The 24,250-nt window shown below is 76.3% G+C and carries 25 protein-coding genes and 1 riboswitch; of the genes, 12 read left to right on the top strand and 13 right to left on the bottom strand.

Annotated features, from left to right (window positions below):
- Positions 1-3: 3 nt before the first annotated feature.
- From LPA54_RS00325 to LPA54_RS00315, 3 genes are all read right to left on the bottom strand, one after another.
- A complete protein-coding gene (locus tag LPA54_RS00325; protein ID WP_228972993.1) occupies positions 4-516 on the bottom strand; it encodes a two-component system response regulator in 513 nt (170 codons plus the stop codon).
- Positions 517-651: 135 nt separating this feature from the next.
- A complete protein-coding gene (locus tag LPA54_RS00320; RefSeq protein ID WP_228973247.1) occupies positions 652-1,344 on the bottom strand; it encodes a polysaccharide deacetylase family protein in 693 nt (230 codons plus the stop codon).
- 323 nt (positions 1,345-1,667) lie between these two features.
- Positions 1,668-2,072: a hypothetical protein gene (locus tag LPA54_RS00315; protein WP_228972992.1), complete on the bottom strand. Its 405-nt coding sequence runs from the start codon at positions 2,070-2,072 to the stop codon at positions 1,668-1,670.
- 181 nt (positions 2,073-2,253) lie between these two features.
- Between LPA54_RS00315 and LPA54_RS00310 the strand changes: the two genes are divergently transcribed.
- On the top strand, positions 2,254-2,577 hold the full coding sequence (locus tag LPA54_RS00310) for a plasmid stabilization protein (RefSeq protein WP_228972991.1): 324 nt from the start codon (positions 2,254-2,256) through the stop codon (positions 2,575-2,577).
- A gap of 25 nt (positions 2,578-2,602) precedes the next feature.
- Here the strand turns inward: LPA54_RS00310 and LPA54_RS00305 are convergent, their stop codons facing one another.
- Entirely contained in the window at positions 2,603-3,268 is a 666-nt protein-coding gene (locus LPA54_RS00305; protein ID WP_228973246.1) for an HAD family hydrolase, read from the bottom strand.
- 841 nt (positions 3,269-4,109) lie between these two features.
- Between LPA54_RS00305 and LPA54_RS00300 the strand changes: the two genes are divergently transcribed.
- Positions 4,110-4,619, top strand: a complete 510-nt coding sequence (locus tag LPA54_RS00300; RefSeq protein WP_228973245.1) for a DUF6328 family protein — start codon at positions 4,110-4,112, stop codon at positions 4,617-4,619.
- Here the strand turns inward: LPA54_RS00300 and LPA54_RS00295 are convergent.
- Entirely contained in the window at positions 4,601-6,148 is a 1,548-nt protein-coding gene (locus LPA54_RS00295; RefSeq protein WP_228972990.1) for an ATP-dependent DNA ligase, read from the bottom strand. The two genes, LPA54_RS00300 and LPA54_RS00295, sit on opposite strands and share 19 nt — an antisense overlap.
- A 192-nt stretch (positions 6,149-6,340) precedes the next feature.
- On the opposite strand from LPA54_RS00295, the gene LPA54_RS00290 reads away from it, so the two are divergent.
- Positions 6,341-7,387 (top strand): phosphatidylinositol-specific phospholipase C domain-containing protein, encoded by a 1,047-nt coding sequence (locus tag LPA54_RS00290; RefSeq protein ID WP_228972989.1) that lies wholly within the window; start codon positions 6,341-6,343, stop codon positions 7,385-7,387.
- Positions 7,388-7,903: 516 nt separating this feature from the next.
- Here LPA54_RS00290 and LPA54_RS00285 read toward each other — a convergent pair.
- The 3 genes from LPA54_RS00285 to LPA54_RS00275 all read right to left on the bottom strand — a co-directional run bounded on the left by LPA54_RS00285 (position 7,904) and on the right by LPA54_RS00275 (position 9,494).
- On the bottom strand, positions 7,904-8,311 hold the full coding sequence (locus tag LPA54_RS00285; RefSeq protein ID WP_228972988.1) for a roadblock/LC7 domain-containing protein: 408 nt from the start codon (positions 8,309-8,311) through the stop codon (positions 7,904-7,906).
- A gap of 99 nt (positions 8,312-8,410) precedes the next feature.
- Positions 8,411-8,995, bottom strand: coding sequence for an ATP/GTP-binding protein (locus LPA54_RS00280; RefSeq protein ID WP_228972987.1), 585 nt, complete (start codon positions 8,993-8,995; stop codon positions 8,411-8,413).
- Complete coding sequence (locus tag LPA54_RS00275) at positions 8,976-9,494, bottom strand: DUF742 domain-containing protein (protein WP_228972986.1); 519 nt, start codon at positions 9,492-9,494, stop codon at positions 8,976-8,978. Before LPA54_RS00275 ends, LPA54_RS00280 begins: the two co-directional genes overlap by 20 nt.
- Positions 9,495-9,758: 264 nt before the next feature.
- Here LPA54_RS00275 and LPA54_RS00270 point away from each other — a divergent pair, with 264 nt between their 5' ends.
- The 3 genes from LPA54_RS00270 (at position 9,759) to LPA54_RS00260 (ending at position 12,043) form a co-directional block, all read left to right on the top strand.
- A complete protein-coding gene (locus LPA54_RS00270; RefSeq protein WP_228972985.1) occupies positions 9,759-10,358 on the top strand; it encodes a class I SAM-dependent methyltransferase in 600 nt (199 codons plus the stop codon).
- Positions 10,359-10,472: 114 nt separating this feature from the next.
- The gene (locus tag LPA54_RS00265) at positions 10,473-10,835 is read left to right on the top strand and encodes a hypothetical protein (RefSeq protein ID WP_228972984.1); all 363 of its coding nucleotides are present in this window, start codon (positions 10,473-10,475) and stop codon (positions 10,833-10,835) included.
- Between the two features lie 281 nt (positions 10,836-11,116).
- Positions 11,117-12,043: a hypothetical protein gene (locus tag LPA54_RS00260; protein ID WP_228973244.1), complete on the top strand. Its 927-nt coding sequence runs from the start codon at positions 11,117-11,119 to the stop codon at positions 12,041-12,043.
- A 66-nt stretch (positions 12,044-12,109) separates the two neighbouring features.
- Here LPA54_RS00260 and LPA54_RS00255 read toward each other — a convergent pair whose 3' ends face one another.
- Positions 12,110-13,198: an acyl-CoA desaturase gene (locus LPA54_RS00255; protein ID WP_228972983.1), complete on the bottom strand. Its 1,089-nt coding sequence runs from the start codon at positions 13,196-13,198 to the stop codon at positions 12,110-12,112.
- Positions 13,199-13,627: 429 nt separating this feature from the next.
- Here LPA54_RS00255 and LPA54_RS00245 point away from each other — a divergent pair, with 429 nt between their 5' ends.
- Entirely contained in the window at positions 13,628-16,828 is a 3,201-nt protein-coding gene (locus LPA54_RS00245) for a DEAD/DEAH box helicase (RefSeq protein WP_228972982.1), read from the top strand.
- The gene (locus LPA54_RS00240) at positions 16,825-18,213 is read left to right on the top strand and encodes an SWF or SNF family helicase (protein WP_228972981.1); all 1,389 of its coding nucleotides are present in this window, start codon (positions 16,825-16,827) and stop codon (positions 18,211-18,213) included. Before LPA54_RS00245 ends, LPA54_RS00240 begins: the two co-directional genes overlap by 4 nt.
- A 135-nt stretch (positions 18,214-18,348) precedes the next feature.
- On the opposite strand, the gene LPA54_RS00235 is transcribed toward LPA54_RS00240, so the two are convergent.
- From LPA54_RS00235 to LPA54_RS00225, 3 genes are all read right to left on the bottom strand, one after another.
- Positions 18,349-19,221, bottom strand: coding sequence for a bifunctional 5,10-methylenetetrahydrofolate dehydrogenase/5,10-methenyltetrahydrofolate cyclohydrolase (locus LPA54_RS00235; protein ID WP_228972980.1), 873 nt, complete (start codon positions 19,219-19,221; stop codon positions 18,349-18,351).
- Positions 19,222-19,252: 31 nt separating this feature from the next.
- A riboswitch (ZMP/ZTP riboswitch) is annotated at positions 19,253-19,342 on the bottom strand.
- A 230-nt stretch (positions 19,343-19,572) separates the two neighbouring features.
- A complete protein-coding gene (locus tag LPA54_RS00230; RefSeq protein ID WP_368857856.1) occupies positions 19,573-20,277 on the bottom strand; it encodes a helix-turn-helix domain-containing protein in 705 nt (234 codons plus the stop codon).
- A complete protein-coding gene (locus LPA54_RS00225) occupies positions 20,274-20,546 on the bottom strand; it encodes a hypothetical protein (protein WP_228972979.1) in 273 nt (90 codons plus the stop codon). The genes LPA54_RS00230 and LPA54_RS00225 overlap by 4 nt, the downstream gene beginning before the upstream one ends.
- A gap of 310 nt (positions 20,547-20,856) precedes the next feature.
- Between LPA54_RS00225 and LPA54_RS00220 the strand changes: the two genes are divergently transcribed.
- Both LPA54_RS00220 and LPA54_RS00215 read left to right on the top strand, forming a co-directional pair.
- Positions 20,857-21,300, top strand: a complete 444-nt coding sequence (locus LPA54_RS00220; RefSeq protein ID WP_228972978.1) for a hypothetical protein — start codon at positions 20,857-20,859, stop codon at positions 21,298-21,300.
- 8 nt (positions 21,301-21,308) lie between these two features.
- Positions 21,309-21,500 (top strand): hypothetical protein, encoded by a 192-nt coding sequence (locus tag LPA54_RS00215; protein ID WP_228972977.1) that lies wholly within the window; start codon positions 21,309-21,311, stop codon positions 21,498-21,500.
- A gap of 129 nt (positions 21,501-21,629) precedes the next feature.
- Here LPA54_RS00215 and LPA54_RS00210 read toward each other — a convergent pair whose 3' ends face one another.
- Positions 21,630-22,274, bottom strand: coding sequence for a TetR/AcrR family transcriptional regulator (locus tag LPA54_RS00210; RefSeq protein WP_228972976.1), 645 nt, complete (start codon positions 22,272-22,274; stop codon positions 21,630-21,632).
- 84 nt (positions 22,275-22,358) lie between these two features.
- Here LPA54_RS00210 and LPA54_RS00205 point away from each other — a divergent pair, with 84 nt between their 5' ends.
- Together LPA54_RS00205 and LPA54_RS00200 are read left to right on the top strand one after the other, a co-directional pair.
- A complete protein-coding gene (locus tag LPA54_RS00205; RefSeq protein WP_228972975.1) occupies positions 22,359-23,603 on the top strand; it encodes an FAD-dependent monooxygenase in 1,245 nt (414 codons plus the stop codon).
- Entirely contained in the window at positions 23,600-24,076 is a 477-nt protein-coding gene (locus tag LPA54_RS00200) for a hypothetical protein (RefSeq protein WP_228972974.1), read from the top strand. Before LPA54_RS00205 ends, LPA54_RS00200 begins: the two co-directional genes overlap by 4 nt.
- Positions 24,077-24,250: the final 174 nt, after the last annotated feature.

The following is a 24,250-nucleotide window of genomic DNA, read 5'->3' as shown; positions in this document are numbered from 1 at the left end:
GACCTACGGGTATCCGGCGCGGCCGGCCCGGTCCGCGGGTGAGGGTGGCCTGTCCGGTCCCGCGGACGGCGCCGACCAGGCCGGCGCCGCCGGTGACTCCTGGCGGCCCGGGGCCTCCACCGGGAGGGGCCGGCCGCGGGCGGCATGGTGCAGGTACCGCACCTTGATGCACAGCGCCCACGGGTCGATCGGCTTCATCAGCAGGTCGGCCGCGCCCAGGCGCATCGCCGTGCGGGACAGCTGCGCGTCGACCCCCATGCCGGTCACCAGGATGACCGGGATGCGCCGTGTCTGCTCCAGCCGCTGCATGTACCGCAGGACGTCGAGGCCGCTCACGCCGGGCATCACCACGTCGAGGACGGTCACGGCGACGCCGCCGCGCAGTACCGCCTTCAGCGCCGCGTCGCCGCTGGTGGCCGACTCCAGCGGAAAGCCGAGCGGCGAGAGGGCGCTGTGCAGCGCGAACAGGTTGTCCTCACGGTCGTCGACCAGGAGGACCTTCTCCCCGGCGGGCATGGTCCCTCACCTCCGCTCCCGGGGCGGGCGGACGCGGACCGGCCCCACCGCTCCAGGATGCCCCGGTCGGGGCCGCGGCGGCAGGGGGCCGAACGAGCCGCGGCCGGACCGCGCCGGTGGTGTCGCGCGGGCGGGTCACGGACGGTAGACCTTCCCGGGCTCGGGCGTGGCGGGGGCGAGGAGTTGCGGCACGGTGACGAAGGTGAAGCCGCGCGCCTTCAGCTCGTCGATGATGCCGGGCACGGCGGGGACGGTGCCGTCGTAGATGTCGTGGAGCAGGATGATGCCGTCCCTGTCGGCGTCCTTGAGGGTCCGTTCACGGATCAGGTCGGAGTCGGTGGTGGCGTAGTCCTTGGCGGTGACGCTCCACAGGACCTGGGAGAGCCCCAGCTCGCGGCAGATCTCGGAGACCGTCTCGTCGGTGCGGCCCTGCGGCGGGCGCATGAGGGTCGGCTTTCGGCCGGTGAGGCGCTCGACGGCGTCCTGGGTGCGCTGGAGCTCCTCGCGTATCTCGTCCGGCTCGATGTCGGTGAGGTTGCGGTGCGTCCAGGTGTGGTTGGCGACCTCGTGCCCTTCGGCGGCGATGCGGCGGACGACGTCCGGGTAGCGGTCGACGTGCTTGCTGCCGAGGAGGAAGAAGGTGGCGGGGACCTTCTTCGCCTTGAGGATGTCCAGCAGCTCCGGCGTGTCCTTGCCGGGACCGGCGTCGAAGGTGAGGGCTATGCAGGCGGTCTCGCGGCAGTCCACCGGGCGCGGCGCCTCGCCCTTGGCGTCGTCGCGCGCGTCGGCGGGAGCGACCGTGTCGACCGAGCAGCCGCCGAGCGCCAGGACGAGAGAGGCGGCCGCGGCGAGGACGGCGGTCCGGCGACGGCGGGGGGTGCGGGGGACGCGCGTCGCGGGCGACGCCGAGGGCAGCGGGAACGGCACGGTGCGGCTCTCCTTCGAGAGGGTCGGGAAGGAGGCCCGGAGAGGGCCACGAGCTGCACTGTACACAGGGTGTATACACAGTATTTATAGTGGGGTCGCGCACGGCCCCGCACCGGCCCGTGGTGCGGGCCGGCGCGGGGCCGGGATTCCTCCGTCAGCGCGTCGACGCGCCGGTCTTCGCGGTGCCGTCCGTGGCGTCTTCTCGGCGTCCGCCGCCTGGAGCGTCAGCGCGGGGCGAGCAGCAGGCGCGATTCCCGTTCGTGCTCTCCGGAGACGTGCTGCGTGGACCGCACCTCGAAGAGCCGGTCGAGGACCTTCACCACCTCGTCCACGGCGTGGCTGTCCCCGGTCAGCAGGGCCTCCACCGGGGCGCTGAGCCGGGGGGTGCCGGCGGGGTCGCCCGAGAGCGCGGAGCTGTCGAACGTGGCCATCCACACGGTCGGTTCCGGCCCGTCGGAACCCGACGCCGGCGCCACGTCCTCGCAGCCGGCGAAGACCTGGTCCAGCACGTCGAAGACCGCCTCCGCGTCGGCGCGGCCGCAGTCGCTCAGCTGGACGGTGACGTCACAGTCCGCGCGGTGGCCGCCGGCGGTACCGTCCCCCGTGTCCCTTCCCTGGTCGCTTGCCATCTTCGTTCACCACGTCCTTCCGTCGGGTGCTGCGGGACGAGTACCCGTCTTCCCCATACCGCCACGGATGACGCAGGGCTGCCACTTCCGGGCCGCGCGCGGGTGGCCGCCGTGTGTTTGCGGCCCCGGCCGCCTGGTACCAGGGTGAGGTCGACGGGGGTCACCGAGGAGAGGAAGGGCCATGCCCGCAGGTTCCAGCCCGAAGCGTGAACGCCAGTACGAGCACATCAAGGACAGCGCGCGCGGCCGCGGCGAGAGCGAGAAGCGCGCCGAGGAGATCGCCGCGCGGACGGTCAACAAGGAGCGGGCCCGCAGCGGCGAGTCCAAGACCGCGAGCAAGACGTCGACGCAGGACAAGTCGTCGTCGAAGCGGGGCGGTCAGCGCTCGCACAGCGGCTCCCAGGGGCCCACGTACGACCAGCTGTACGCCGAGGCGAAGAAGCGCGACATCCCGGGCCGGTCCTCCATGAACAAGTCGGAGCTGCAGCGCAAGCTCGGGAAGTGACCCGGCGCCGGGCCGCCGGACGGCGTCACGAGGCCCCGCCGAACGGGCTCTCGTCCAGGTGGGCGAGGAGTTCGGCGGGGTCCGCGTAGATCGCGGTGGCGCCCGCCTCGACCAGGTCCGCGCGCGGGATGCCCCCGCAGAGCACGCCCACGCAGGTGACGCCCGCCCGGGTGCCGGCCTTCATGTCCCAGACGGTGTCGCCGACGAAGACGGACCTGTCGGCCTCCGCCCCGGCCAGCCCCAGCGCGTGCCGCACGGGATCGGGGGCGGGCTTGCCCTCCTCCGTGTCGTCGGCGCTGGCGACGGCGCTGATGGCGTCCCCCGCGTCGATGGCCCGCAGCAGCGCGTCCAGCTCCGCCCCGCCGGCGGAAGTGGCGAGGACGACCGTCCAGCCGCGTTCCGCGAGCACCCCGAGCAGGCGGCCGGCGTCCCGGAAGGCGGGCAGCCGGTCGGAGTACGTGCCGTAGAGGGCGGTGTGCGCGGCCGTGACGGCGGCGTCACCGCTCCTGTCCCGGTCCGGGTCGAGAAGGTGCTCGACCAGGTCCTCGGAGCCCAGGCCCACGGCACGGTGCACGGCGTGCATGGGCACCTGGTGGCCGGCCTGGCGGAACGCCTCCCACCAGGTGGTGACGTGCAGGTGGTTGGTGTCGGCCAGGGTTCCGTCGACGTCGAACACGGCGGCACGGGTCATGGGGTCGGTTCCTCTCGGTGCGGTGGCTCGGGCGGCTTTCCGGCGCGGACGCCCGCCCGGCCGGGAGCGGACGGGAGGCGTCGCGGCCCGCTCCGGGCGGGACCGGGCGGGCGGGACCGGGACCACGCCGCACATCCGGATGCCCCGCGACCGCGCGGGCACGCCACGCCGTGGGCCGGACGTCCGGCCCGCGCGGCCGCCACCGGTGCCCGCCGCACCGTGCACGCTCGACGGGGGCCGGAGCCGGGCCGGGCGCTGGACGGTCGAGGGCGGGGCGGGATGGTCGGAGCCGGGGCGGAGCGGTCGGGGCCGGGGGCGGGGCGGCTGAGGTGGGGCAGGACGGCTGCGGCCTGGTGGGGGCGGTCGGGTACCTCGCGGACGGCCGGGTGGCGGCGGCGGAGGGGCGCTGGGAGGCTCCGGCGGGCGCATGGGACGGGGCTCCCTTCGGCGGGTGGCGGCGGCCCGGGCGCGGCCCGGACGGGTCGTACGAGCATCGCCGCGGGCCGGCCCGCGGTCACGTCCCGGCAGCGCGACACCCGGCGCGCGTCCTCCCGGTGCCGTAGCGCGGCCGGACCCGGGGCGGCCCAGCCCGAACCAGACCGCGAGGCACCGCGGGCGGCCGGGGGAACTTTTCGGGCGGCAGGGGTGGATTCGGAGCGCCCGGAGCGTTACCAAGGGACTGGCGGACCAACGTCGGGAGGCCGGCATGCGTGGCAGCGAGCTTGGTGACACGGGCGGGGCGGACACGGCGGAGGGGGCGGACGGGCCGGGCGGCCCGGGCGGCCCGGGTACACGGAAGCCCGGGACGCCCCGGCAGGGCGGGCCCGCCGGCCGGGACCGGGTGGACGGGCGGAAGCGGGGCGGGCGGGAGGCCGTCCCGCCGCACGGGCGGCGCGAGACCCCCGAAGAGCGGGCCGACCGGCGCTGGGGCGAGCTCGTCCAGGAGATACGGGTGGCGCAGACCGGTGTGCAGATCCTGTTCGGCTTCCTGCTGACCGTGGTCTTCACCCCGCGCTTCGCGGACCTGCCCGGCCTCGACCGCGCCATCTACATCACCACGGTGGTCCTCGGCGCGGCGGCCACCGGGGCGCTGATCGGGCCGGTGTCGTTCCACCGGATCGTCTCCGGCCGCAGGATCAAGCCGCACGCCGTGGTGTGGGCGTCACGGCTGACCTTCACCGGGCTGGTGCTCCTGCTGCTGACGATGGTGTCGGCGCTGCTCCTGGTGCTGCGGGTGGCGACGCACGACTCGTTCGTGCCGTGGCTGGTGTCCGGCGTGGCCGCCTGGTACCTGCTGTGCTGGTTCGTCCTGCCCACCTGGGCGCGGCACCGCTACACCACGGGGGACTGAGGCCCGGCCAGGACCTGCTCGACGGTGTCGGCCTGCGCGGCGGGCTTGTCGGGCCGGTGGCGCAGGACGCGGGCGAAGCGCAGGGTGACGCCGGCCGGGTAGCGCGAGGAGCGCTGCAGGCCGTCGTAGGCGATCTCGACGACCATCTCGGGGCGCACGCGGACGGTCGTCCCGTCGTCGTCGATCGCCAGTTCGCGCAGCCGGTCGGTCTGTCGGCGCAGCATGTCGTCCGTGAGGCCCTTGAAGGTCTTGCCGAGCATGACGAACGTGCCGTCGGCGGCACGGGCCCCGAGGTGCAGGTTGGACAGCAGGCCGGTGCGCCGGCCGTGTCCCCACTCGGCGGCGAGGACGACCAGGTCGAGTGTGTGGACCGGTTTCACCTTGAGCCAGGACCGACCGCGGCGGCCCGCGCTGTAGGGCGCGTCGAGCGCCTTGACCAGGACGCCTTCGTGGCCGCGCGCCAGGGTGTCGGTGAAGAACGCCTCGGCGGCGGCGCGCTGCGCCGGGTCGGCCGGATCGGTGACGACGGTGCGCCGCACCCGCATCGGTTCGGGGACGAGACGGGCGAGCGCGGCGTGCCGGTCGCGGCCGGGCAGGTCGAGGAGGACGGCCCCGTCGGCGGCGAGGACGTCGAAGAAGACGGGCGACACGGGCCGGGTGGCCGCCGCGGCCGCCACGTCGAGGCGTGACCCGACGCGTGAGGCGGTCTCCTGGAACGGGACGGGCCGGCCGTCCGCGTCCAGGGCGATCACCTCGCCGTCCAGGACGAGTGCGTCACCGGCGAGGGCCCGGGCGGCCTGCCTGACCTCCGGCAGGCGGTCGGTGATCTCGTCGAGGGAACGGGTGTAGATCCGCACGTCGTCACCGTCGCGGTGCACCTGGACGCGGATGCCGTCGAGCTTCTCCTCGACGGCGCAGGGGCCGAGGGCGGCCAGCGCGTCGGCGACGCCCTTCGCGGTGTGCGCGAGCATCGGCTGCACCGGAGTGCCCACGCGGAGGCGGAACCTCTCCAGCGCGGTGGGGCCCTCGGCGAGGAGCGCCGTGGCGACACGGGGCAGGGACCCCTCCAGCATCACGGCGCGGCGCACGTCGGTGGCGGGGGCGTGAGCGGCCCGGGCCACCCCTTCGAGGGCGATGGCGTCCAGCGCTCCCTGGCGCACCTCACCGGTGAGGAGCCTGAGCAGGAACCGCTGCTCCGGCGCGGTGGCGGCGGCCATCAGCTCGTGCACGAGCCGCTGCCGCTCCCCCTGCGACCCGGGGCCGGAGAGCCGGGCGAGCGCGGTGAACGCGGCATCGGCGTCGGCGACGGTGAGTGTGGCGTGCCCGGCGGCCGGGACCGGCTCCCTGAGGGTGCTCCAGCCGACGCCGATACGGCCCTGCGGCAGGCGGCCCGCGAGGTAGGCGATGACGAGCGGCGCCTCCGCGGGCGGGGTCGCGGAGAACAGGTCGGCCAGGACGGCGATCTTCCGCGAGCGCGCCGAGGCGGCGGCCACCTGGTCGGACACGTCGGCGATTCGGGCCAGCAGCATGCCGCCATGGTGCCCGCCCCGCCCGCCGGCCGCACGCGGGCGGGACGTGCGGCGGACGGCACGGGCCGGTGGCCGTCGCCACGGCGACACCGGCGCGTGGCGGCGGGTCAAGTCACAGGTCTCCCTTCCTTCACGGAACTCCCCTACTCTTCGGCGGACTTCGACCGGTCCGATCAGGAAGCAGGGGACGACATGGGGACGTTGGCGCGCACCGCCGGGGCCGCTGCGGCGGCGGGGATGTTGGTACTGGGCGCGGGCCCCGGCCCGGCGTCGGCCGTGGACGCGGGGCAGCTGTCGTACGGCGCGTCGACCTCGGTCGGGGTGCACAACGCGTATGAGAAGAGCAAGTTCCGGTACTTCGCCGACGCGCTCGACTCGGGTGCCGGGATGCTGGAGCTGGACGTGTGGACGAACGCGTTGGGCCGGTCCTGGAGGGTGTCGCACAGCAATCCTCTCGGTAACGACAACAACTGCGAGAACGTCGCACACGCCGGCGAGCTGCGTACCAAGGCCCGCAACCAGGACCTCGGCGGCTGCCTGGCCGACATCCGCGCCTGGCACGACGCCCATCCGGGGCACCGGCCCGTGCTGCTGAAGATCGAGTTGAAGGACGGTTTCGCGGGGCGCCTCGGCCGGGGCCCGGCCGCGCTGGACGCGCTGTTGACCGCTCGGCTGGGCGACGCCCTGTTCCGGCCCGCCGATCTGGTCCGCGGGCACGCGGACCTCGACGCGGCCGTCCGCGCCGACGGCTGGCCCTCCCGCGACCGGATGGCCGGCAGGTTCCTCGTCGAGCTGATCCCCGGCACGGTGGAGGAGGACAATCCGGCCGACTCCCTGTGGACCGACCGCGAGTACGCCACGCACCTGCGCGACCTGGCGGCGGCCGGGCGGCTGCGGGAGGCCGCGGCCTTCCCCGCCGTGCACCGGGCGCAGTCCGGCGACCCGCGTGAGCGGTACGCGGACGCCGCCCTGCGGCCGTGGTTCGTCGTCTTCGACGGGGACGCGTCGGCGTACGCGAGCGGTTCGGTGGACACCTCCTGGTACGCGCGGCGGAACTACCTGGTCGTCATGACGGACGCGCACAGCGTGGCCCCGGCGATCGACGGCGTCCGTCCGACCGAGGAGCAGGCCCGTGACCGGGTCGGCCTGCTGTCCGGACGCCACGCCAGCGTGGTGTCGTCCGACTGGTACCCGCTGCCGGCGGTGCTGTCGTCGGTCGTCCCGCGCGCCCGCGGCTAGGGAGTGTCGGGGGGTCCCGTCGGTCGGCGGCGCCCGGCGCCATCCGGAGGACAGGCCCCGGTGGAGCGGCGCTCCTCGCCGGCCGCTCCACCGGCGCGCGACCGCCGCCGGCCGAGCCGCTCCCGGAGCCTCCCACGCCACCTGGGGGCGGTCCCCGTCGGGTGCGGCGATGGAGCCGACGAGGCCCCTGCCGACCGCCGCCGCACTCTCGCCCCGTCCCGGTCCCGGCTCCGGGGCCGCCCCCCGCCGGCCGGTGACGGTCTCGCCTTCCCCCTGTCCGTACCGCCTGGTCGCCCTCCATCACACCCCCCGCCTGTCGATCACTCTGCGTGACGATATCAGCGGGGTGCGGCCGGCTCCGCCGGTCCTGTGGAAAACCGCCCGCGGACGGTGCTCGCGGGCGGTCGTCAGGAGTGCTCGGGCGGTACCGCGGCGGCCCGTCGGAGCGACAGGCCGTCAGGTCGTCAGAGCGTCAGGCCGTGGAGCCGCCGGCCGAGCCGCGGCCGCGGCCGCCCGTCACAGCGTGCCGCGGCCGCCCGGGCGGCGGCTGGCCACGGAGAGGTGTTCGCCGACGCGCTGCACCATGAGGGTCATCTCGTACGCGACGTGGCCGACGTCCGCCTCGGCCGTGCTGAGCACGCAGAGGCAGCTCCCCTCCCCCGCAGCCGTCACGAAGAGTAACGCGTCGTCGAACTCCACCATGGTCTGGCGGGCGCCGCCGACCCGGAAGTGGTGTCCGGCCCCGCGCGCGAGGCTGTGCAGGCCCGACGCGACCGCGGCGAGGTGTTCGGCGTCCTCCCGTTCCAACCCGCTGCTCACGGCGGTGACGAGCCCGTCGCTCGACAGGACCAGGGCGTGCCGTATGTGCGCGACGCGCTTGGTCAAGTCGTCCAGGAGCCAGTCGAGTTCCTTCTCGAGCGCCATGCCCGGTCCTCCCCGTTCCGCATGTCCCCGTTTTTCCCCGTTCCCGCGTAAGCCTTACCCACCCCGGAGGGCCCGGCAAGCACCCTTCGGCCCACCTGGTCACGGAACGGCGTCGAGGAGGCGGGCGGCGTGGACGCGGGCCGCGTGCTCCACCAGCCGGACGAGCACCTCCTTGCCCGAGTCGCGGTCGCGGGCGTCGCACAGCACCACCGGAGTACCGCGGTCGAGGTCGAGGGCCGCCGCGACGTCGTGCGCGCCGTGGGGCCGCGAACCGGGGAAGCAGTTGACGGCGACCACGAACGGGACGCCCCGGCGCTCAAGCTGGTCGACGGCGGGGAAGCAGTCCTGGAGGCGGCGCGTGTCGGCGAGGACGACGGCCCCCAGGGCGCCCCGTGCCAGCTCGTCCCAGAGGAACGCGCCGCGGTCCTGCCCCGGCGTGCCGAAGAGGTGGAGAGACAGGCCGGAACGGAGGGTGATGCGGCCGAAGTCCATGACGAGCGTCGTGGTCCTCCGCTCCCCCGCTCCCACGGCTCCGACGCCGCCGGGCCCCCTCGCGGCGGCCGGTTCCTCGGTCCGCAGCGGGCGGATCTCGCTGACCGCGCCGACGAGGGTGGTCTTGCCGGCGCCGAGGCCCCCGGTGACGAGGATCTTCAGGGGCAGGAGCTCAGAGCGTGCGGAGGCCATCGATCACTTCTCTCAGGGTGTGCCCGTCGGGTGGGCGCACGACCGGGGCGGGGCGGTGGACCGTGACGAGCCCCGCCCCGGCGAGGTCGCCGAGGAGGACCCGGACGGCGCCGACGGGCAGGCCCGCCCCGGTGGCCAGGTCGGCGACGGACCGGGAGCCGGCACGGCAGAGGGCGAGGAGCGTGCGGTGCCGGGGGCCCAACAGGTGTTCCCCGGCCCCGCCGGTAGGCGGCTCGGCCACGGCGGCCACCAGGGCGACCAGGTCGAGGCCGGCCGTCGACGTGCCGACGGGCGGGTCGCCGGCGGCGCCGGCGAGTGTGTACGGGCGTACGAGGGGGCCGGCCTCGGTGTCGTACCAGCGGTCCCCCCGCGGCGGCGGGCGGTCCGCCGGCGACTCGCCCGGCGGTGGCTCGGTCCAGTTCGGCCGTGGGGGGCCCGGCGGCCGAACGGGGCGGCCCGGGGCTCGACGCCGGGCGGCCGGTCTCTCGGGGTCGCTCACGCGTGCCTCCGTCGCCGCGGTGGGTGGGTGGGTGGGACAGCCGCCGGTCGGCCGCCGGCGCATGGCGGGATCCGGTGGTTCCCTGGGTCGGTGACCGTAGTGCGGCGGGGGCGCGCTCCCGGCGCACGGAGCGAAGCTGACGGAACATGACGGGCCCGCGCTCACGTACGACCGAATCCGTTCGGACAGAGACGCGAAACGCCCCACGCGGCCGTGGTGTGGGGTACGGATTCGGCTGCGCCACCGGTACGGGACCATGGGCGCATGGACGACGACCACAGGCAGGTGCAGGAGTTCTTCACCCCCCGGGCGGCCGACTGGGAACGCCGCTTCCCGGACGACGGCCCGGCCTACGGGGAGGCGGTCGCCGACCTCGGCCTGCGCCCGGGTGACGCGGTGCTGGACGCCGGCTGCGGGACCGGTCGCGCACTGCCGGCGCTGCGGGCGGCCGTCGGGCCCTCGGGTGCGGTACTCGGCCTGGACCTGACGTCCGCGATGCTGCGCGAGGCGGTGCGGGCGGGCCGGGACGGCAGCGCCGCGCTGCTCCTCGGGGACGTGGGCCGGCTTCCGCTTCGGGACGGGTCCCTGGACGCGGTGTTCGGCGCCGGTCTCGTCTCGCACCTGGCCCGGCCCGCCGAGGACCTGCGGGAGCTGGCGCGGGCGGTGCGGCCCGGCGGACGGCTCGCGCTGTTCCACCCGGTCGGCCGGGCCGCGCTGGCCGCGCGCCACGGACGGCCGCTCACCCCGGACGACGTGCGCGCGGAGCCGAACCTGCGCCCCCTGCTCGCCGCTTCCGGCTGGCGGACGCTCCGCTACGTCGACGTGGACGCGCGCTTCCTGGTGCTGGCCGAGCGGACGGACTGACCTCGTCGTACCGGGCGCACGGCCCTCTTCTGCGGCGGCGGCCGCGAGCTTAGGTTGGAGGTGCGCGGACGGGCGCGGCCGACGGCGGCGCCGCCGCGCGGAAAGGTGGGCCCCATGTTCAGCAGGCTGCGTACGCTCCTCCCGCCGGCCGCGCGGGCCGGGAGGCGGGGCGCGCCGGCGCCCGGCGGCACGGGCGGGTCGGACGGTACGGGCGGGTCCGGCGGTACCGGCGGTACGGGTGCGACGCGCAAGCGCCGGCACAACATCTTCGAGGCGGCCGCCGTGTACGTGGCGGCGTGCGCCGAGGACGACGAGGAGGCCATGGACGAGGCGAGCGGCTGGGTGTCGCCCGAGGCCCTGTCGTTCGGAGTCGGCGAGCTGGCCTGCCGCGCGGTCATAGCCCTCGCCCGGGAGCGGGACGAGTCGCCCGAGACGGTGACCCGCACCCTCCTCGGCCTGCCGACGCCGGCACCCTGAGCCCCGCGCGGGCCGTGCCCGGCGGCGCCCGGGCCCCGCCGGTACGCCGGTCCGCGCCCGCACGCGCCCGGCCGTGCCCGCCGCCCGCCGTCCCGCTCCCGCGCCGGCGGCGTGCGCCGTACGTCTCGCTCCCTGCCTCTCGACGGCCGGGTTACTCACTGGTTAAGGTGCGCCGACCGGGCCCTCCCGACGGGACGCGGGATCGCTACCGGGCCGCTACCTGCAGGACGGAGGCCGCCGTGGCCGGGACGACGGACGAGGACGCGGGCGCACGCGCCTCGATGGGACTCGCGGAGGGGGCCGCCGCTGCGGCGGACGGCGCCGACGACCCCCTGTACGTGCTGACCGCCGTACTGCTCACCCCGGCGCAGTTCCCGAGCGTCCTCGGCGACGACTACCCGCAGGCGTGCCGCGCCCTGGGGCTCGAGCCGTACGCCGAGGGCTACGGGCTGGTGCTGGGGCAGGACGGCGAGGGGGCGCGTTGGACGGTCGCCGTGGACGACGTGTCGCTCGTCGCCGTCGCGATCGCCGCCTGGGACTGCGGCATGGAGTACGACCTGTCGCCGGGTGAGGACAGCGTCGTGGCGGCGCTGCCGGGCTGGCCGCTCAGCCTCGCCGTCTCCGCCCCGGGGCTCCCCGCGCCGCACGACCCGCGGCCGGAACCCGGCGACCCGTCGCCGCTCGCCCCGCCCGACGACTCGACCTGGGGCCCGGCGCAGCGGCGGCTCGGCGCCGACGAGATCGCCCTGCAGTGGGCGGCCTGGCGCGAGCGACTGGGCGCGGACGACTTCGCCCCGACGGACGTGCCCGCCCCGGTGGACGGATCCACCGGAAAGGCACGGGCCGCCGGAACGGCGGGGGCCGCCGGTGCGGAGGGGCCCGGTGCCGGTACGGTGCGGCCCGGTGTCGGGGGCGCGTACGGCGACGGCGACGGGGGACCGTACGCGGCCGTACGGCGGGTCCTGGACGAGGTGCGCGGCTACCTGGAGGACCCGCCGCCGCCCGGGCGGATACGGTCGACGTTCGCTCCCGGCGGCGCGCGGACGCTGCGGGCCGACGGGCCCGGATGGTCGCTGATAGCGCGGACCGACGACATCGCGTTCGTCCTGCTCGACGCGTACCCGGGGGAGGTCCTGCCGGTGGGCCGGGGGCCGCGGTTGCCGGGGCTCCTCGCCGGGCTCGACGCCATGGCGGTCCGTCCCGGCTGATCGACCGCACGCCGCCGACGCGCCCCGGAGGTACGCGGAGCGACGCGGGGCGGCGGTCCGTCGCCGTCAGGCTTCGCGCAGGGGCTCGCCGACGGCGTGCAGGTGGCCCAGCGCCTGGCGGTAGGAGTCGAACGCGCCGGTCTCCGCGTACGGGATGCCCAGGCTCCGGCAGTGGGCCCGTACCAGCGGCTGGGCGAGCCGCAGATGGGGCCTGGGCATGCTGGGGAACAGGTGGTGCTCGATCTGGTAGTTGAGGCCGCCCAGCAGCCAGTCGGTCAGGGCGCTCCCCCGGATGTTCCGCGAGGTCAGGACCTGCCGGCGCAGATGGCCCCAGCGCTCGTCGTCGCCGGGTACCGCCATGCCCTTGTGGTTGGGTGCGAACGCGAGTCCCAGGTGCAGGCCCAGCAGCATCTGGTGGAGCAGCGCGAAGAGCAGCGCCCGGCCGGGGGGCATCGTGGCGAGGAGCAGGGCCGTGTACCCCGCGACGTGGGCGAGGAGGAGGCCGCCCTCGACGGCGCGCTCACCGCGCGTGCGGCGCGGGCCGTCCGCCGAGAACAGCGCCTGGAACCCGTACACCTTGAGCGCGATGCCCTCCAAGGTGGTGAGGGGGAAGAACAGCCACGCCTGGTGCCGCGTCAGCCAGGCGCGCGGTCCGGTGCGGCCCGCCGCCTGCTGGCGGTCGAAGACCAGCACGTCCGGGGCGACGTCGGGGTCCTTGTCGACGTGGTTGGGGTGCGCGTGGTGGCGGTTGTGCTTGTCGTTCCACCACTCCTGGCTCATGCCGAGGAGGAGGTTGGCGTGGAGGAGCTGGAGGAGGTGGTCGGTACGGCGGCGTGCGGTGATCTGGGCGTGGCCGGCGTCGTGGGCGACGAACGCGGTACGCGCGGAGAGCACGGCCAGCGGGACGGCGAGCAGCAGGCTCCAGGCCGAGCCCCCGAAGACGGCGAGGGCGGCGCCGACCGCGGCGAGACCGGCGAGGTTTGCGGCGATACCGAGGGCGTACCAGCCGGTCCGCCGCTCCAACAGCCCCTGTTCCCGCACGGTGCGGAGCAGGGGGCTGAACTCGCTGCCGCCCCGGCGCGCCGGACCCCGGACAGGTCGCGGCGCGGCCGGGGACGGGGCGGGCTCCGGTGGGGCGGCGGTGGCTTGCGGCATGGCGGTCTCCGGTTTGTCTGCCGAGGAGTCGGCGCGGGGTTCCGTCCGCCGAGGGGGCGGCGCGGGGGTGGACGGGCGGGCGGGCGAACGGCGGTGAGTACCGGTGGCGTCGCCCCTCGAACGTAGGGCCGGCGTGCGGCGCCCGACCATGGGGGCAGCACCCGGTCGGACAGGGGGTGGCCCCTCCCCGCGTGCGGGGCGACCCTCCCCCGACCGGCGGGGCCGCCCCGCCCCGGCGGCCACCGCCCCGACCGACGGTGACGCTCCCGTTCCGGTCGGCCCCTCCCCCTCGGCCGCGGCACGGGCCGCGACACGTTCCGCAGGCGCGTGACGCACCTCACCTTCGGAACCTCGCCCTCCGGCCGCGCCTTCCTGTATGTTCGGCCCTTCCGATCTGAGCTAGTCAAATTTGAGGACTACGTCAGCACCGTGCATGTGGACCCCGCACTCATCGACCTGGCCCGCTGCTCCACCCTCTTCCTCCCGGGCGACCCCGCCCGCACCGGTCGTCTCGCCTTCCGGGCCCCCGACGGCGGGCCGCCGCCCGTACCGTCGGCGCGCGGCGCCGTGGAGGAGCTCACCGTCGTCGACGACGACGCCCTCCCCCGCCCCGTCCCCGCCCGCTGCCTGACCGTCGCGGAAGCCGTGCCCCTGCTCGCGGCGGTCGGTGCGGGAACGGTCGCCGAACCGTCGCCGTCCTGCGCCTTCTGGGGCGCCGCCGCCCTGCTCGCCCTGCGCGTCGCCGCGCGCGGGCGGCTACTGCCGGGCGTGAGCCCCGCCGGGTACGACGCGTGGCGGGCCGGTCCGCTCCCCGCCGACGACCTGGACCGGCTGCGGACGCTCGCCGCGTCGGCGCCGCCCGCCGCCCACGCGGTGCCCGCCGGGAGGGACGCCGACGGGGCGGTCCTGCTCCCCGAACCGGAGGCGCTGCTGCGCGCCTTCCTCGACGCGGTTGCCGACACGCTGCCGCGCACGCCCGCCGCGCCGCTCGCCGCGGGCGGCGCGCCGTACGCGGCGCGGGAACCGCGGTACGTACCCGGCCTGCGCGGCTGGGCCGCCGAGGTGGCGGCCGGGCACGACGCCGGGGTGCGGCTCTCCCTGCGGATCGAGGTCACCGGTCTCGGCGACGCGGACGGCACGGCCGCCGTCGGCACCGGCCCCGGCGGAAGGCCCGCGGACCCCGCGCACGGCCGGACCGTGGCCGAAGAGGGCCACGCCGTCGCCGAAGACGGCGCGGGGCGGCCGGCGTTCCGTGCGGTACCGCAGCTGCACGGCGTCGCCGAGACCGCGCTCGTCGCGGACGCCGCCGACGTCTGGTCGGGTGCCGCCGGTGCGGCGTTCGGCGCCTCGGCCCGCCGGGACGCGCTGCTCGCGCTGCGCCGTGCCGCCCGGGTCTGGCCCGCCCTGTCGCCGCTCCTGTCGGCCACCGTGCCCGACGCCCTGGAGCTCGCCGACGAGGAGGTCGCCGAACTCCTGGGCTCCGCCGGCCGGGCGCTCGCGCACCACGGCGTGGAGGTGCACTGGCCCCGGAGCCTGGCACGGACGCTGACCGCTCGCGCCGTGGTCGGGCCACCGTCGGGCGAGGACGGCGAAGGCCGCCCGCACGGACGCGCCGTCGAGCTGCCCTCGTTCCTCTCCGCCGACGCCCTGCTCTCCTTCGACTGGCGCTTCGCCCTCGGCGACCGGCAGATCGGCCGCGCCGAGCTGGACCGGCTCGCGGAGGCGGGCCGCCCCCTGGTCCGGCTGCGCGACCAGTGGGTCCTGGTCGACCCGGAGGAGGTACGCCGCGCCCGGCAGCGGCAGGACCGCAAGGTCACGCCGGTGGAGGCGCTCGGAGCGGTGCTGACCGGCACGACGGAGGTGGACGGCCGCCGGGTCGGCGTCGAGGCGTCCGGCTGGCTGCGGGAGCTGCGCGACCGGCTCGCCGACCCGGAGGGCGGCCACCAGGAGGTCGGGCAGCCCGCCGCGCTCGCCGCGACGCTGCGCGACTACCAGCTGCGCGGGCTGAACTGGCTGCACCGCATGACGTCCCTCGGCCTCGGCGCCTGCCTCGCCGACGACATGGGGCTGGGCAAGACGGTCACGCTCATCGCGCTGCACCTGCACCGGCAGACCGACCCCGCCGCGGCCGGCCCGACGCTCGTCGTCTGCCCCACTTCCCTCATGGGCAACTGGCAGCGGGAGATCGAGCGGTTCGCCCCCGGCACGCCCGTGCGCAGGTACCACGGACCGGGCCGCGACCTGGAGGGCGTGGCCGACAGCTCGTTCGTCCTCACCACGTACGGCACGATGCGACTGGACGCCCGGCGTCTGGCCGGCGTGGACTGGGGCATGGTCGTCGCCGACGAGGCCCAGCACGTCAAGAACCCGTACTCCGCGACCGCCCGGCAGCTGCGGACCGTCGGCGCCCGCGCGCGGGTGGCGCTCACCGGCACGCCGGTGGAGAACAACCTGTCCGAGCTGTGGGCCATCCTCGACTGGACGACGCCCGGGCTGCTCGGCCGGCTCGGCACGTTCCGCGGCCGGTACGCCCGGGCCGTCGAGGGCGGCGCCGACCCCGGGGCCGCCGAACGCCTCGCCCGGCTGGTCCGGCCGTTCCTGCTGCGCCGCCGCAAGACGGACCCCGGGATCGCCCCGGAGCTGCCGCCCAAGACGGAGACGGACCGGGCGGTGGCGCTGACGACGGAACAGGCCGCGCTGTACGAGGCGGTGGTCCGCGAGACGCTCGCAGCGATCGCCGCCGCGGACGGCATGGAGCGGCGCGGCCTCGTCGTCACCCTGCTGACCGCGCTCAAGCAGATCTGCAACCACCCGGCGCAGTACCTCAAGGAGGAGGGCGGCCCGAGGCTCACCGGCCGCTCGGGGAAGCTGGAGCTGCTCGACGAACTCCTCGACACGATCCTGGCGGAGGACGGGAGCGTGCTGGTCTTCACCCAGTACGTCCGGATGGCCCGGCTGCTCGAGGAACACCTGGCGGCCCGGGGCGTACCGGCCCAACTCCTGCACGGCGGTACCCCGGTCGCCCGCCGCGAGGAGATGGTCCGCCGCTTCCAGGACGGCGCGGTGCCGGTGTTCCTGCTGTCGCTGAAGGCGGCGGGGACGGGGCTGAACCTCACCCGTGCCGGGCACGTCGTGCACTACGACCGGTGGTGGAACCCGGCCGTCGAGGCGCAGGCCACCGACCGGGCGTACCGGATCGGGCAGACCCAGCCGGTCCAGGTGCACCGGCTGATCGCGGAGGGCACGGTCGAGGACCGCATCGCGGACATGCTGGCCCGCAAGCGGCGGCTGGCGGACTCCGTCCTGGGCGGCGCCGGCGAGGCGGCGCTCACCGAGCTGACGGACGCCGAACTGGCGGAGCTGGTCGAGCTGCGCGGCCCCGGCGGCGGTGGCGGTGGCGGTGGCGGATCCGACACGGTCCGCGGCGCCCCGGGGCCCGGCGCCACCGGCGGGACTGACGACGCCGGCGGCACCGACAGGGCCGGCATGGTCGATGCAGCCGGCAGGGCCGGCGGAACCGGCACGGTCGGCGGGACCAGTGGGATCGGTGTAACCGGTGGGACCGGCACGACCGGTGGACTGGACGAGGCGCGTGAGGCGCACGGGACGGACGGGGGGCGTGGGCGATGAGCGGTACCGAGCACGAGGACGAGGCGACGTACGCGGCGCTGCCGCCCGCGCGCGGGCGGGGATTCGCGGAGACCTGGTGGGGCCTGGCCTGGCTGCGGGCCCTGGAGGACTCCGCGCTCGACGGCCGGCAGTTGCGGCAGGGCCGGGTGCGGGCGCGCGCCGGGGCGGTCGGTGCCGTCACCGTCCGACCCGGCCGGATCACCGCGGTGGTCACGGACCGCGACGGCACCGCCCACCGTGCCGACGTCCTCGTCCCGCGGCTGCCGGACGGGGACTGGCAGCGGTTCGCGGTCACGGCGGCGGCCCGCGCCGGCCACGTCGCCGCGCTGCTCGACCGGGACGTGCCGCCGCACCTCGTGGAGGACGCGGCGGCGGCCGGCGTCGACCTGCTGCCGGGCACCGGGGAGTTGGAGGCGGAGTGCGGCTGCGGAGCCTGGGACCACTGCCCGCACACGGCGGCGCTCTGCTACCAGGTGGCGCGGTTCCTCGACCGGGACCCGTTCGTGCTGCTGCTGGTCCGGGGGCGTGGTGAGCGGCGGCTGCTCGCGGAGCTGACGGCGGGCGGCACCTCGCCGGCGGGCGCCCCCGCAGGGGCGGGCGCCGGAGCCGGGGAGTCGACGGGCGTCCGGGCGGACGAGGCGTTCGCGATGGGCGGCATCCTGCCCGCGCTGCCCGGCCCGCCGCCCGTACCGGAGGACGCCGGTGAGCCGCCGTCCCTCGCCACGGGCGAGGACGGCCCGGGCGGTACGGAGGGGCCGGGCCGTACGAGCGCTGCGGGCGAGGCGGCCGGGGACGTGGTGGACGCGGCGGCGCTGGAGGTGCTGGCCGCGGACGCGGCGGTACGGGCGCGGCGGATGCTCGCCGAGGCGCTGGGCGCGGTACCGGCGGGCCCGGTGGACGACGGGCCGCCGGACGTGCGCCGGGACGCCGTGCGGCTCGCCGCCACGACCGCGGCGGCCGCGCCCGGCGTGGTGGCGCGACTCGCGGAGGGCACGGGACGGGACGCGGCGGACATGGCGGCGGCGGTACGGGCGTGGCGGCTCGGCGGCGCGCCGGGCCTCGCCGTACTGGAGGGGGAGCACCCGCCGGCCCCGGACGCGCTGGCCCGCGCCGAGGCGCTGCTGGCGCGGGCCTGGGAAGGCCCTGCCGGGGACGGTGCTGCCGGGAGCGACCGCGCGGGCGGCGCGGGCGGGCGGCCCGCCCTGCGGGCGCTCGGCGGCGGACGGTGGGAGGTGCCGGAGGCGGGCGCGCAACTGCGCCTGGGGCGCGACGGACGCTGGTGGCCCTACCGCCGGGAGGACGGCCGTTGGACGCCCGCAGGTCCGGCCGGCCACGATCCGGGGGCGGTCCTGGCCGGGCTGCTGGAGGGGGACGACCTGGGGTGAGCGGTGGCCGCCCCCGGCCCCGCCCCCGTCACCGCCGGCGTGCCCCGGGTGGCCGGGGCCGCCCCGGCGCGGGCGGGCGCTCCCGACCGGGCCGGCGCGGCCCGTCGGGGCATCCGGCGCGTCGGGGCGCCGACTTCAGGCGGTCGTCGTGCCGCGCAGGCGCTCCGCCGCGTCGACGGTCTGCGCCAGCAGGGTGGCGATCGTCATGGGGCCCACGCCACCCGGCACGGGCGTGATCAGGGCGGCGCGCTCGGCGGCGGACGCGAAGTCGACGTCGCCGACGTTGCCCTCGTTGTAGCCCGCGTCGACCACGACGGCGCCGGGCTTGATGTCCTCGCCGGTGATGAACCGGGCCCGGCCGACCGCGGCGACGACGATGTCGGCCTCCCGCAGCACGGCCGACAGGTCGGCCGCGGACGTGCGGGAGTGGCAGTAGGTGACGGTCGCGTCGCGGGCCAGCAGCAGCATCCCGGCGGGCTTGCCGAGGATGGCGCTGCGGCCGACGACGACGGCCCGCTTGCCGGCCGGGTCGACCCCGTACGCGTCGAGCAGCCGCATGATGCCGCCCGGCGTGCACGAGACGAAGCCCGGCAGGCCGAAGCTCATGGACGCGAAGGAGCTGGTGGTGACACCGTCGACGTCCTTCTCCGGGGCGATCGCCTCGAAGGCGGCGCGCTCGTCGATGTGCGGGCCCGCCGGGTGCTGGAGCAGGATGCCGTCCACCTCCGGGTCCTGCGAGAGCGACCGCACGGCGGCGACCAGCTCCTCCGTCGTGGTCGCGGCGGGCAGTTCGACATGGCGCGAGCGGATGCCGGCCTTCTCGCACCGGGCGCGCTTCATCTTCACGTACGTGACGGAAGCGGGGTCCGCGCCGACGAGGACGGTGGCCAGGCACGGCGGGGTGCCGGTGCGGCGGGTCAGCTCGGCGGCGCGGGCGGCGGTCTCCTCGACGAGACGGCGGGCGAGGCCGCTGCCGTCCATGAGGCGGGCACTGGCGGTCGTGGACATGGTTCCTCCTGGGCGACGACAGGACGTGTGTGCTGATCGCCCAGGCGCGCGGCAGGTGGCGGTGTCCCGCCGGGCCGCTCCCCGGTGGTACTCCACCCAAGCGCCAGTCACGGCCCGGCCCCACTGTACGGGAGGCGGGGACGCCACCGGGAGAGGGCCCCGGGCGCCATCGCGAGGGGCCTGACCGTCGGGGGCGCGGCGGGAAGGCCGCGTTCCCCGGCGGCCCCGGGGCCGCCGGGGAACGGCGGCGCGCGCTCGACGGCCCCGGGGCGGCGCGTCGCCCGCGCCCGCCTCGGACGGTTCGCTCCCCTCCGGAGCCGTCCGAGGCCGGTCAGTCGAGCGGTGCGCCAGTCAGTCGGGCGGGTGCGCCGATCGGTCGGCCCGCCACTCGCTGGCCGGCACACCGTAGGCGGCCCGGAAGGCCCGGCTGAAGTGGGAGGCGCTGGTGAAGCCCCAGCGCTGGGCCACGGCGGTGACCGTCGGTCCGGTCCGGCCCCCGCGGCCGAGGTCGGAGCGGGCCGCCTGGAGGCGGCGCCGGAGGATCCACCGGCTCACGGTGGTGCCCTCGTGCTCGAACAGCCGGTGCAGGTAGCGCACCGAGATGTGGTGTGCGTCGGCGATCCTCTGCGGCGAGAGGTCCGGATCGGTGAGGTGCCGGTCGACGTAGGCCCGGAGCCGCACCCGTAGCGCGGTCGCCGCGGCGTCGCCGCCGGTCTCCGGGGCTTGGCCGTCCAGGCGCTCGGCGATCAGCGTGGCGAGCAGGTCGGCGGCGTTGCGCGCCAGTTGGTCGACTGTGTGCCGGGCGAGCCGCCCCTTGCGCGCGGCCAGTCCCGTCAGGAAGGGGATGACCAGGGCCGCCGCGTCCGAGTCGGGAGCCACCGGTACCGCCGTCATGCGGGCCAGGTCCGCCGGGCGCACGGTCAGCAGCCGCCGGGGCACCCGGAAGACGTGCATCCGGAAGGGCTCGGGGTAGGTGACCCGGTACGGGCGGAGCGGGTCGAAGAGGGTGAGCGTCCCGGGTGTCAGGACGGTGGTCTCGCGGTTCTGCTCGATCACCAGGCTGCCGCTGTCCTGGAGGCAGAAGTTGAGGTGGTCGGCGCCCGACCCCGGGGCCGGCGGCAGGGGTTGTGGACGCGCAGCGGGTCGCCGTGCGCCGTGGCGATGCCCAGGGGGCCGACCGGACCGACGTGGATGGCGCCCTCGTAGGGGTCGTCCGTCGGAGTGGAGATGTCCAGCCGGACGGAGGTCAGCTCCTGGTACGTCCGGCCTATCGCGTCACGCCAGTAGTCCAGCCGATCCCTCGGCGGTATCCGTCTCGTGCACACGGTGGGGGCGCCACGCCCGTCCTCGTCCCCTCGTCTTCCCTTTGTCCCGGACCGCGTCGGTGCCGTCGGCCCGCTGCTGTCCCTCCCGGTCACTCCGGTGCGCGGAAGGAGCCATCCGGTGCACGGAGAGGCACGTCACGGCCCGGGAGCGAATCCAGCGTGGCCGCGTAAGCCGTTCACCAGCCGATTCGTCGGACCTCGTCCCGCAGGCGCCGCGCGCCGCGTGCCGGGAGGCCGCGACGGCTCAGGAGACCGGTCGCCGGCACCCGCCGCGCCCCGCCCGCCCCCTCACACGAAGGACCGAACCACCATGAAGACAAGCGTCGGCAGGAAGATGCTCACGGCGGGCACCGCCCTCGCGGCGACCCTCGGACTCGTGACCGCCACCGCGCCCACGGCGCAGGCGGCAGGCTCGTACAACATCCGGATCGACACGCTGACCACCAACTACATCGCCGACTACTGCCTGCTCACCACAACCAGCGGCAACGGCCGGGCGGCGTGCAGCGGCAACAAGGGCAAGTTCGACTCGTTCCGCCTGGGCACGGTCCACAACACCGGCGACCGCGTGTGGCTGGACATCAACATCGTGGCCGCCACCGACCGAAAGGGGATCGACCTCCAGGGCAAGCACTACATCAGGACGAGGGGTGACCTCTTCGCCGTCGAGGTGTGCGGCTGGAAGAGCTACGAGTCGTTCACCAGCCGCAACACGGGCGTCCCCCTGCACGGCGACACGCTCTGCCAGTGGTGAGGCGCCCCGTGGACCGCACACACGTGAAGGGCTTCCCCGCCGCCGCGCTCGCGGGCGCTCCGACGGTCGGCTCCCTCGTCGCCGGCCCGGCACAGGCCACGGTCGTCACCGGCTGGAACGACGACACGGCCGGCATGCGCCCGGGTGGCGGCGCTCTGGCCGACGAGCAGCGCTGGGACCGCATGCCCGCGGTCTGCTGACCGCACGGCACCTTTCGCGGTACGAACGCGCGTGCGGGCCCGCCCCTTGACGGGGGCGGGCCCTGGCGCGTTTCCGCAGGGCCCGGCGGCCACTCGCCGCCCGTGACGCCCTGCGGGCCCGGTCCTCGGTCAGGCGGAGAGCGCGGCGGTGAGCATCCGCCGGACGACCGGGGTCAGCTCGGCCACGTCCGGCAGCGAGCGGGTCGCGGCCGGCGCGCCGGCGAGCCGGTCGTACAGCAGGCCGTCGGTCCAGGCGACGAGCAGGTCCGCCGCCGGTCCCGGCCGGGGAGCGCCGAGCGCCGCCAGCAGATCGGCGGCCCGGGACCGGGCGGCGAGGCCGGCGGTGCGCAGGTCGGCACGCAGCTCCGGCCGGCGGGTCGCCTCCAGACTCAGTTCGAAGCGGGCGAGTTGGCGCTCACGCGCCGCCGTCAGCCAGTGGTGCAGCAGCGCGGCCAGGGCTACGGCGGCGGAGTCCAGGTCCGCGTGGACCCGGCCCTCCGGGCGTACGTGGTCCGTGCCCGCGGCGGGGGCAGGGGTCAGGCCTCGGCCGTGGTCCGCCTCCCAGCGGTCGACGTCGGCGACGGTGAGTTCGGCCAGTCGGAGGTAGCAGGCGCTGATCAGCGCGCTCCGCGTGCGGAAGTAGTACGACGTGCTGCCGGCCGGCAGGCCCGCGGCGGTGTCGACCGCGCGGTGGGTCAGGCCGCGCAGCCCGGCGGTGGCCACGGTGCTGATGGCGGCGTCGGCGATCAGGGCTCGACGGTCGGGGAGGGACACACCCCGCACTCTACAGGTGTAGAGTGCGCCGCATCGGCCTCTACAGCTGTAGAGGCGAAGGTGTGGGGTGGGGAGGCAGTCGCCATGGGAGTTCGTCATGCCGTCGTGGCCGGTGGTGGCATCGGGGGGTTGACCGCGGCGGTGGCCCTGAGCCGCCGCGGATGGCGGGTGACCGTGTGCGAACGGGCCGGCGCCGTCACGGGCGGCGGCGCCGGCATCGTGCTCGCCCCCAACGCGCTGCGCGCCCTGGATTCGATCGGCTTCGGCGCCGAGGTGTGGGCCGGTGGCGCACCCCCCGGGCAGATCGGGATCCGCACACCGGACGGCAGGTGGCTGAGCCGAGCCGACGGCGGCGCGATGACCTCCCGTTACGGGCTTTCCGCGCGCGCCGTGCACCGCGGCCGGCTGATCGACACCCTCGCCGCGGCCCTGCCGGCCGGCTCCATCCGCCTCGGCGTGTCCGTGGACGGCGTGACCGACGCGGGGGACGCCGTGGTCGTGCGCACGTCGGCGGGCGACCTGCGGGCCGACGCCCTCCTGGCCGCCGACGGCCTGCGCAGCTCGCTCCGCCGGCAACTCTTCCCCCGCCACCGCGGACTGCGTCACTCCGGTGAGGCGGGGTGGCGAGCGGTGCTGCCCGGCAGCGGCCTGCCCACCCCGCAGGCCGTCGAGACGTGGGGTCGGGGCGAGCGGTTCGGCGTCGTCCCGCTCGCCGACGGCCGGATCTACGTCTACGCCACCGCCGTCACCGCCCCCGGCGTGCGGCCGACGGACCACCACGCGGAGCTGACCCGACGCTTCGGCGCGTGGCACGACCCGATACCCGCCCTGCTGGACCGGCTGAGCCGGCAGGGTCCGGACCCGGTCGGCGTACTCCACCACGACTTCCACGAGCTGGCCTCGCCCCTGCCCCGGTTCCACGCCGGCCGGGTGGCCCTGCTCGGCGACGCCGCCCACGCGATGACGCCCAACCTGGGCCAGGGCGGCTGCCAGGCCATCGAGGACGCGGTCGTCGTGGCGCACCTCCTCGCACCCCCCGCCGACGTGCCGGCCGCGCTCGCCGCCTACACGGAGGCCAGACACCGCCGGACGACCCGGATCAGCCGCCGCTCCCGACGCATGGGCGAACTCGCGCGGCTCTCCCACCCGCTGGCCGCTTCCCTCCGGGACCTCGCCGTACGGGCCGTGCCGCGGAGGCTGACGCTGCGGGCGCTGGACACGGTCCTCGCCTGGCAGCCCCCTCCCGGCGCCGCCGCTCCCGCGGCCGTCCCGGCCGCCACTCCCGCCACTCCCGCCACCATTCGTACCGACGTCAAGGAGCGACCGTGAACACCGCAGCCACCACCCGCCCCCTCCACCGGACGGACCCGGTCCGGCCCTTCACCGCCGGCGCCTACGGCCTCGTCCTCCTGGGCGTCGGCCACCTCACCCTCTCCGCCGTCGCCGCGTCGGCCGCCCGGACCCCGCGGCAGAGTGAGACCGACACGGCGATGCGGGAGTCCACGTTCACCCTGCTGGGGCTGGAGCGCGCGGTCCTGGACCTCTTCCACGGCATGAGCGTCGCCATGGCCCTCTTCAGCGTCACCTGCGGCCTGCTGATCCTCGCGGCCCTCCGGCACGCGCCCGCCCTCGTGCGGCAGCGCACCGCCTTCGGATGGATCGCCCTGACGGCCTCCGTGGCCGTCCTGGCGATATCCGTCCTCCTGCTGCCGCCCCCGCCGATCGTCGTCCTCACCCTCACCAGCTGCGCCTTCGCCCTGTCGCTGCACAGGGCGACCCCCACCGCTCACCCGGCCTCCTGATCGGACGCGGCGGAGGGGGCGGAGGTACGGCGCGCCTCCCCCGAGGCACCACCGCGGGGTACCGCGACCGCACCAGAACCGTTCGGGGAGGCCCGGAGCCCGTCTGCCGGCGAACCGCGACGCCGGACGCGTGGCTGAGCGCGCCGACGCGCGGGCCGCCCCGGGCGCACACGG

Source organism: Streptomyces sp. DH12, from assembly GCF_020873895.1.
Taxonomy (GTDB): domain Bacteria; phylum Actinomycetota; class Actinomycetes; order Streptomycetales; family Streptomycetaceae; genus Streptomyces.
This window is presented reverse-complemented; position numbering and strand designations above follow the sequence as displayed.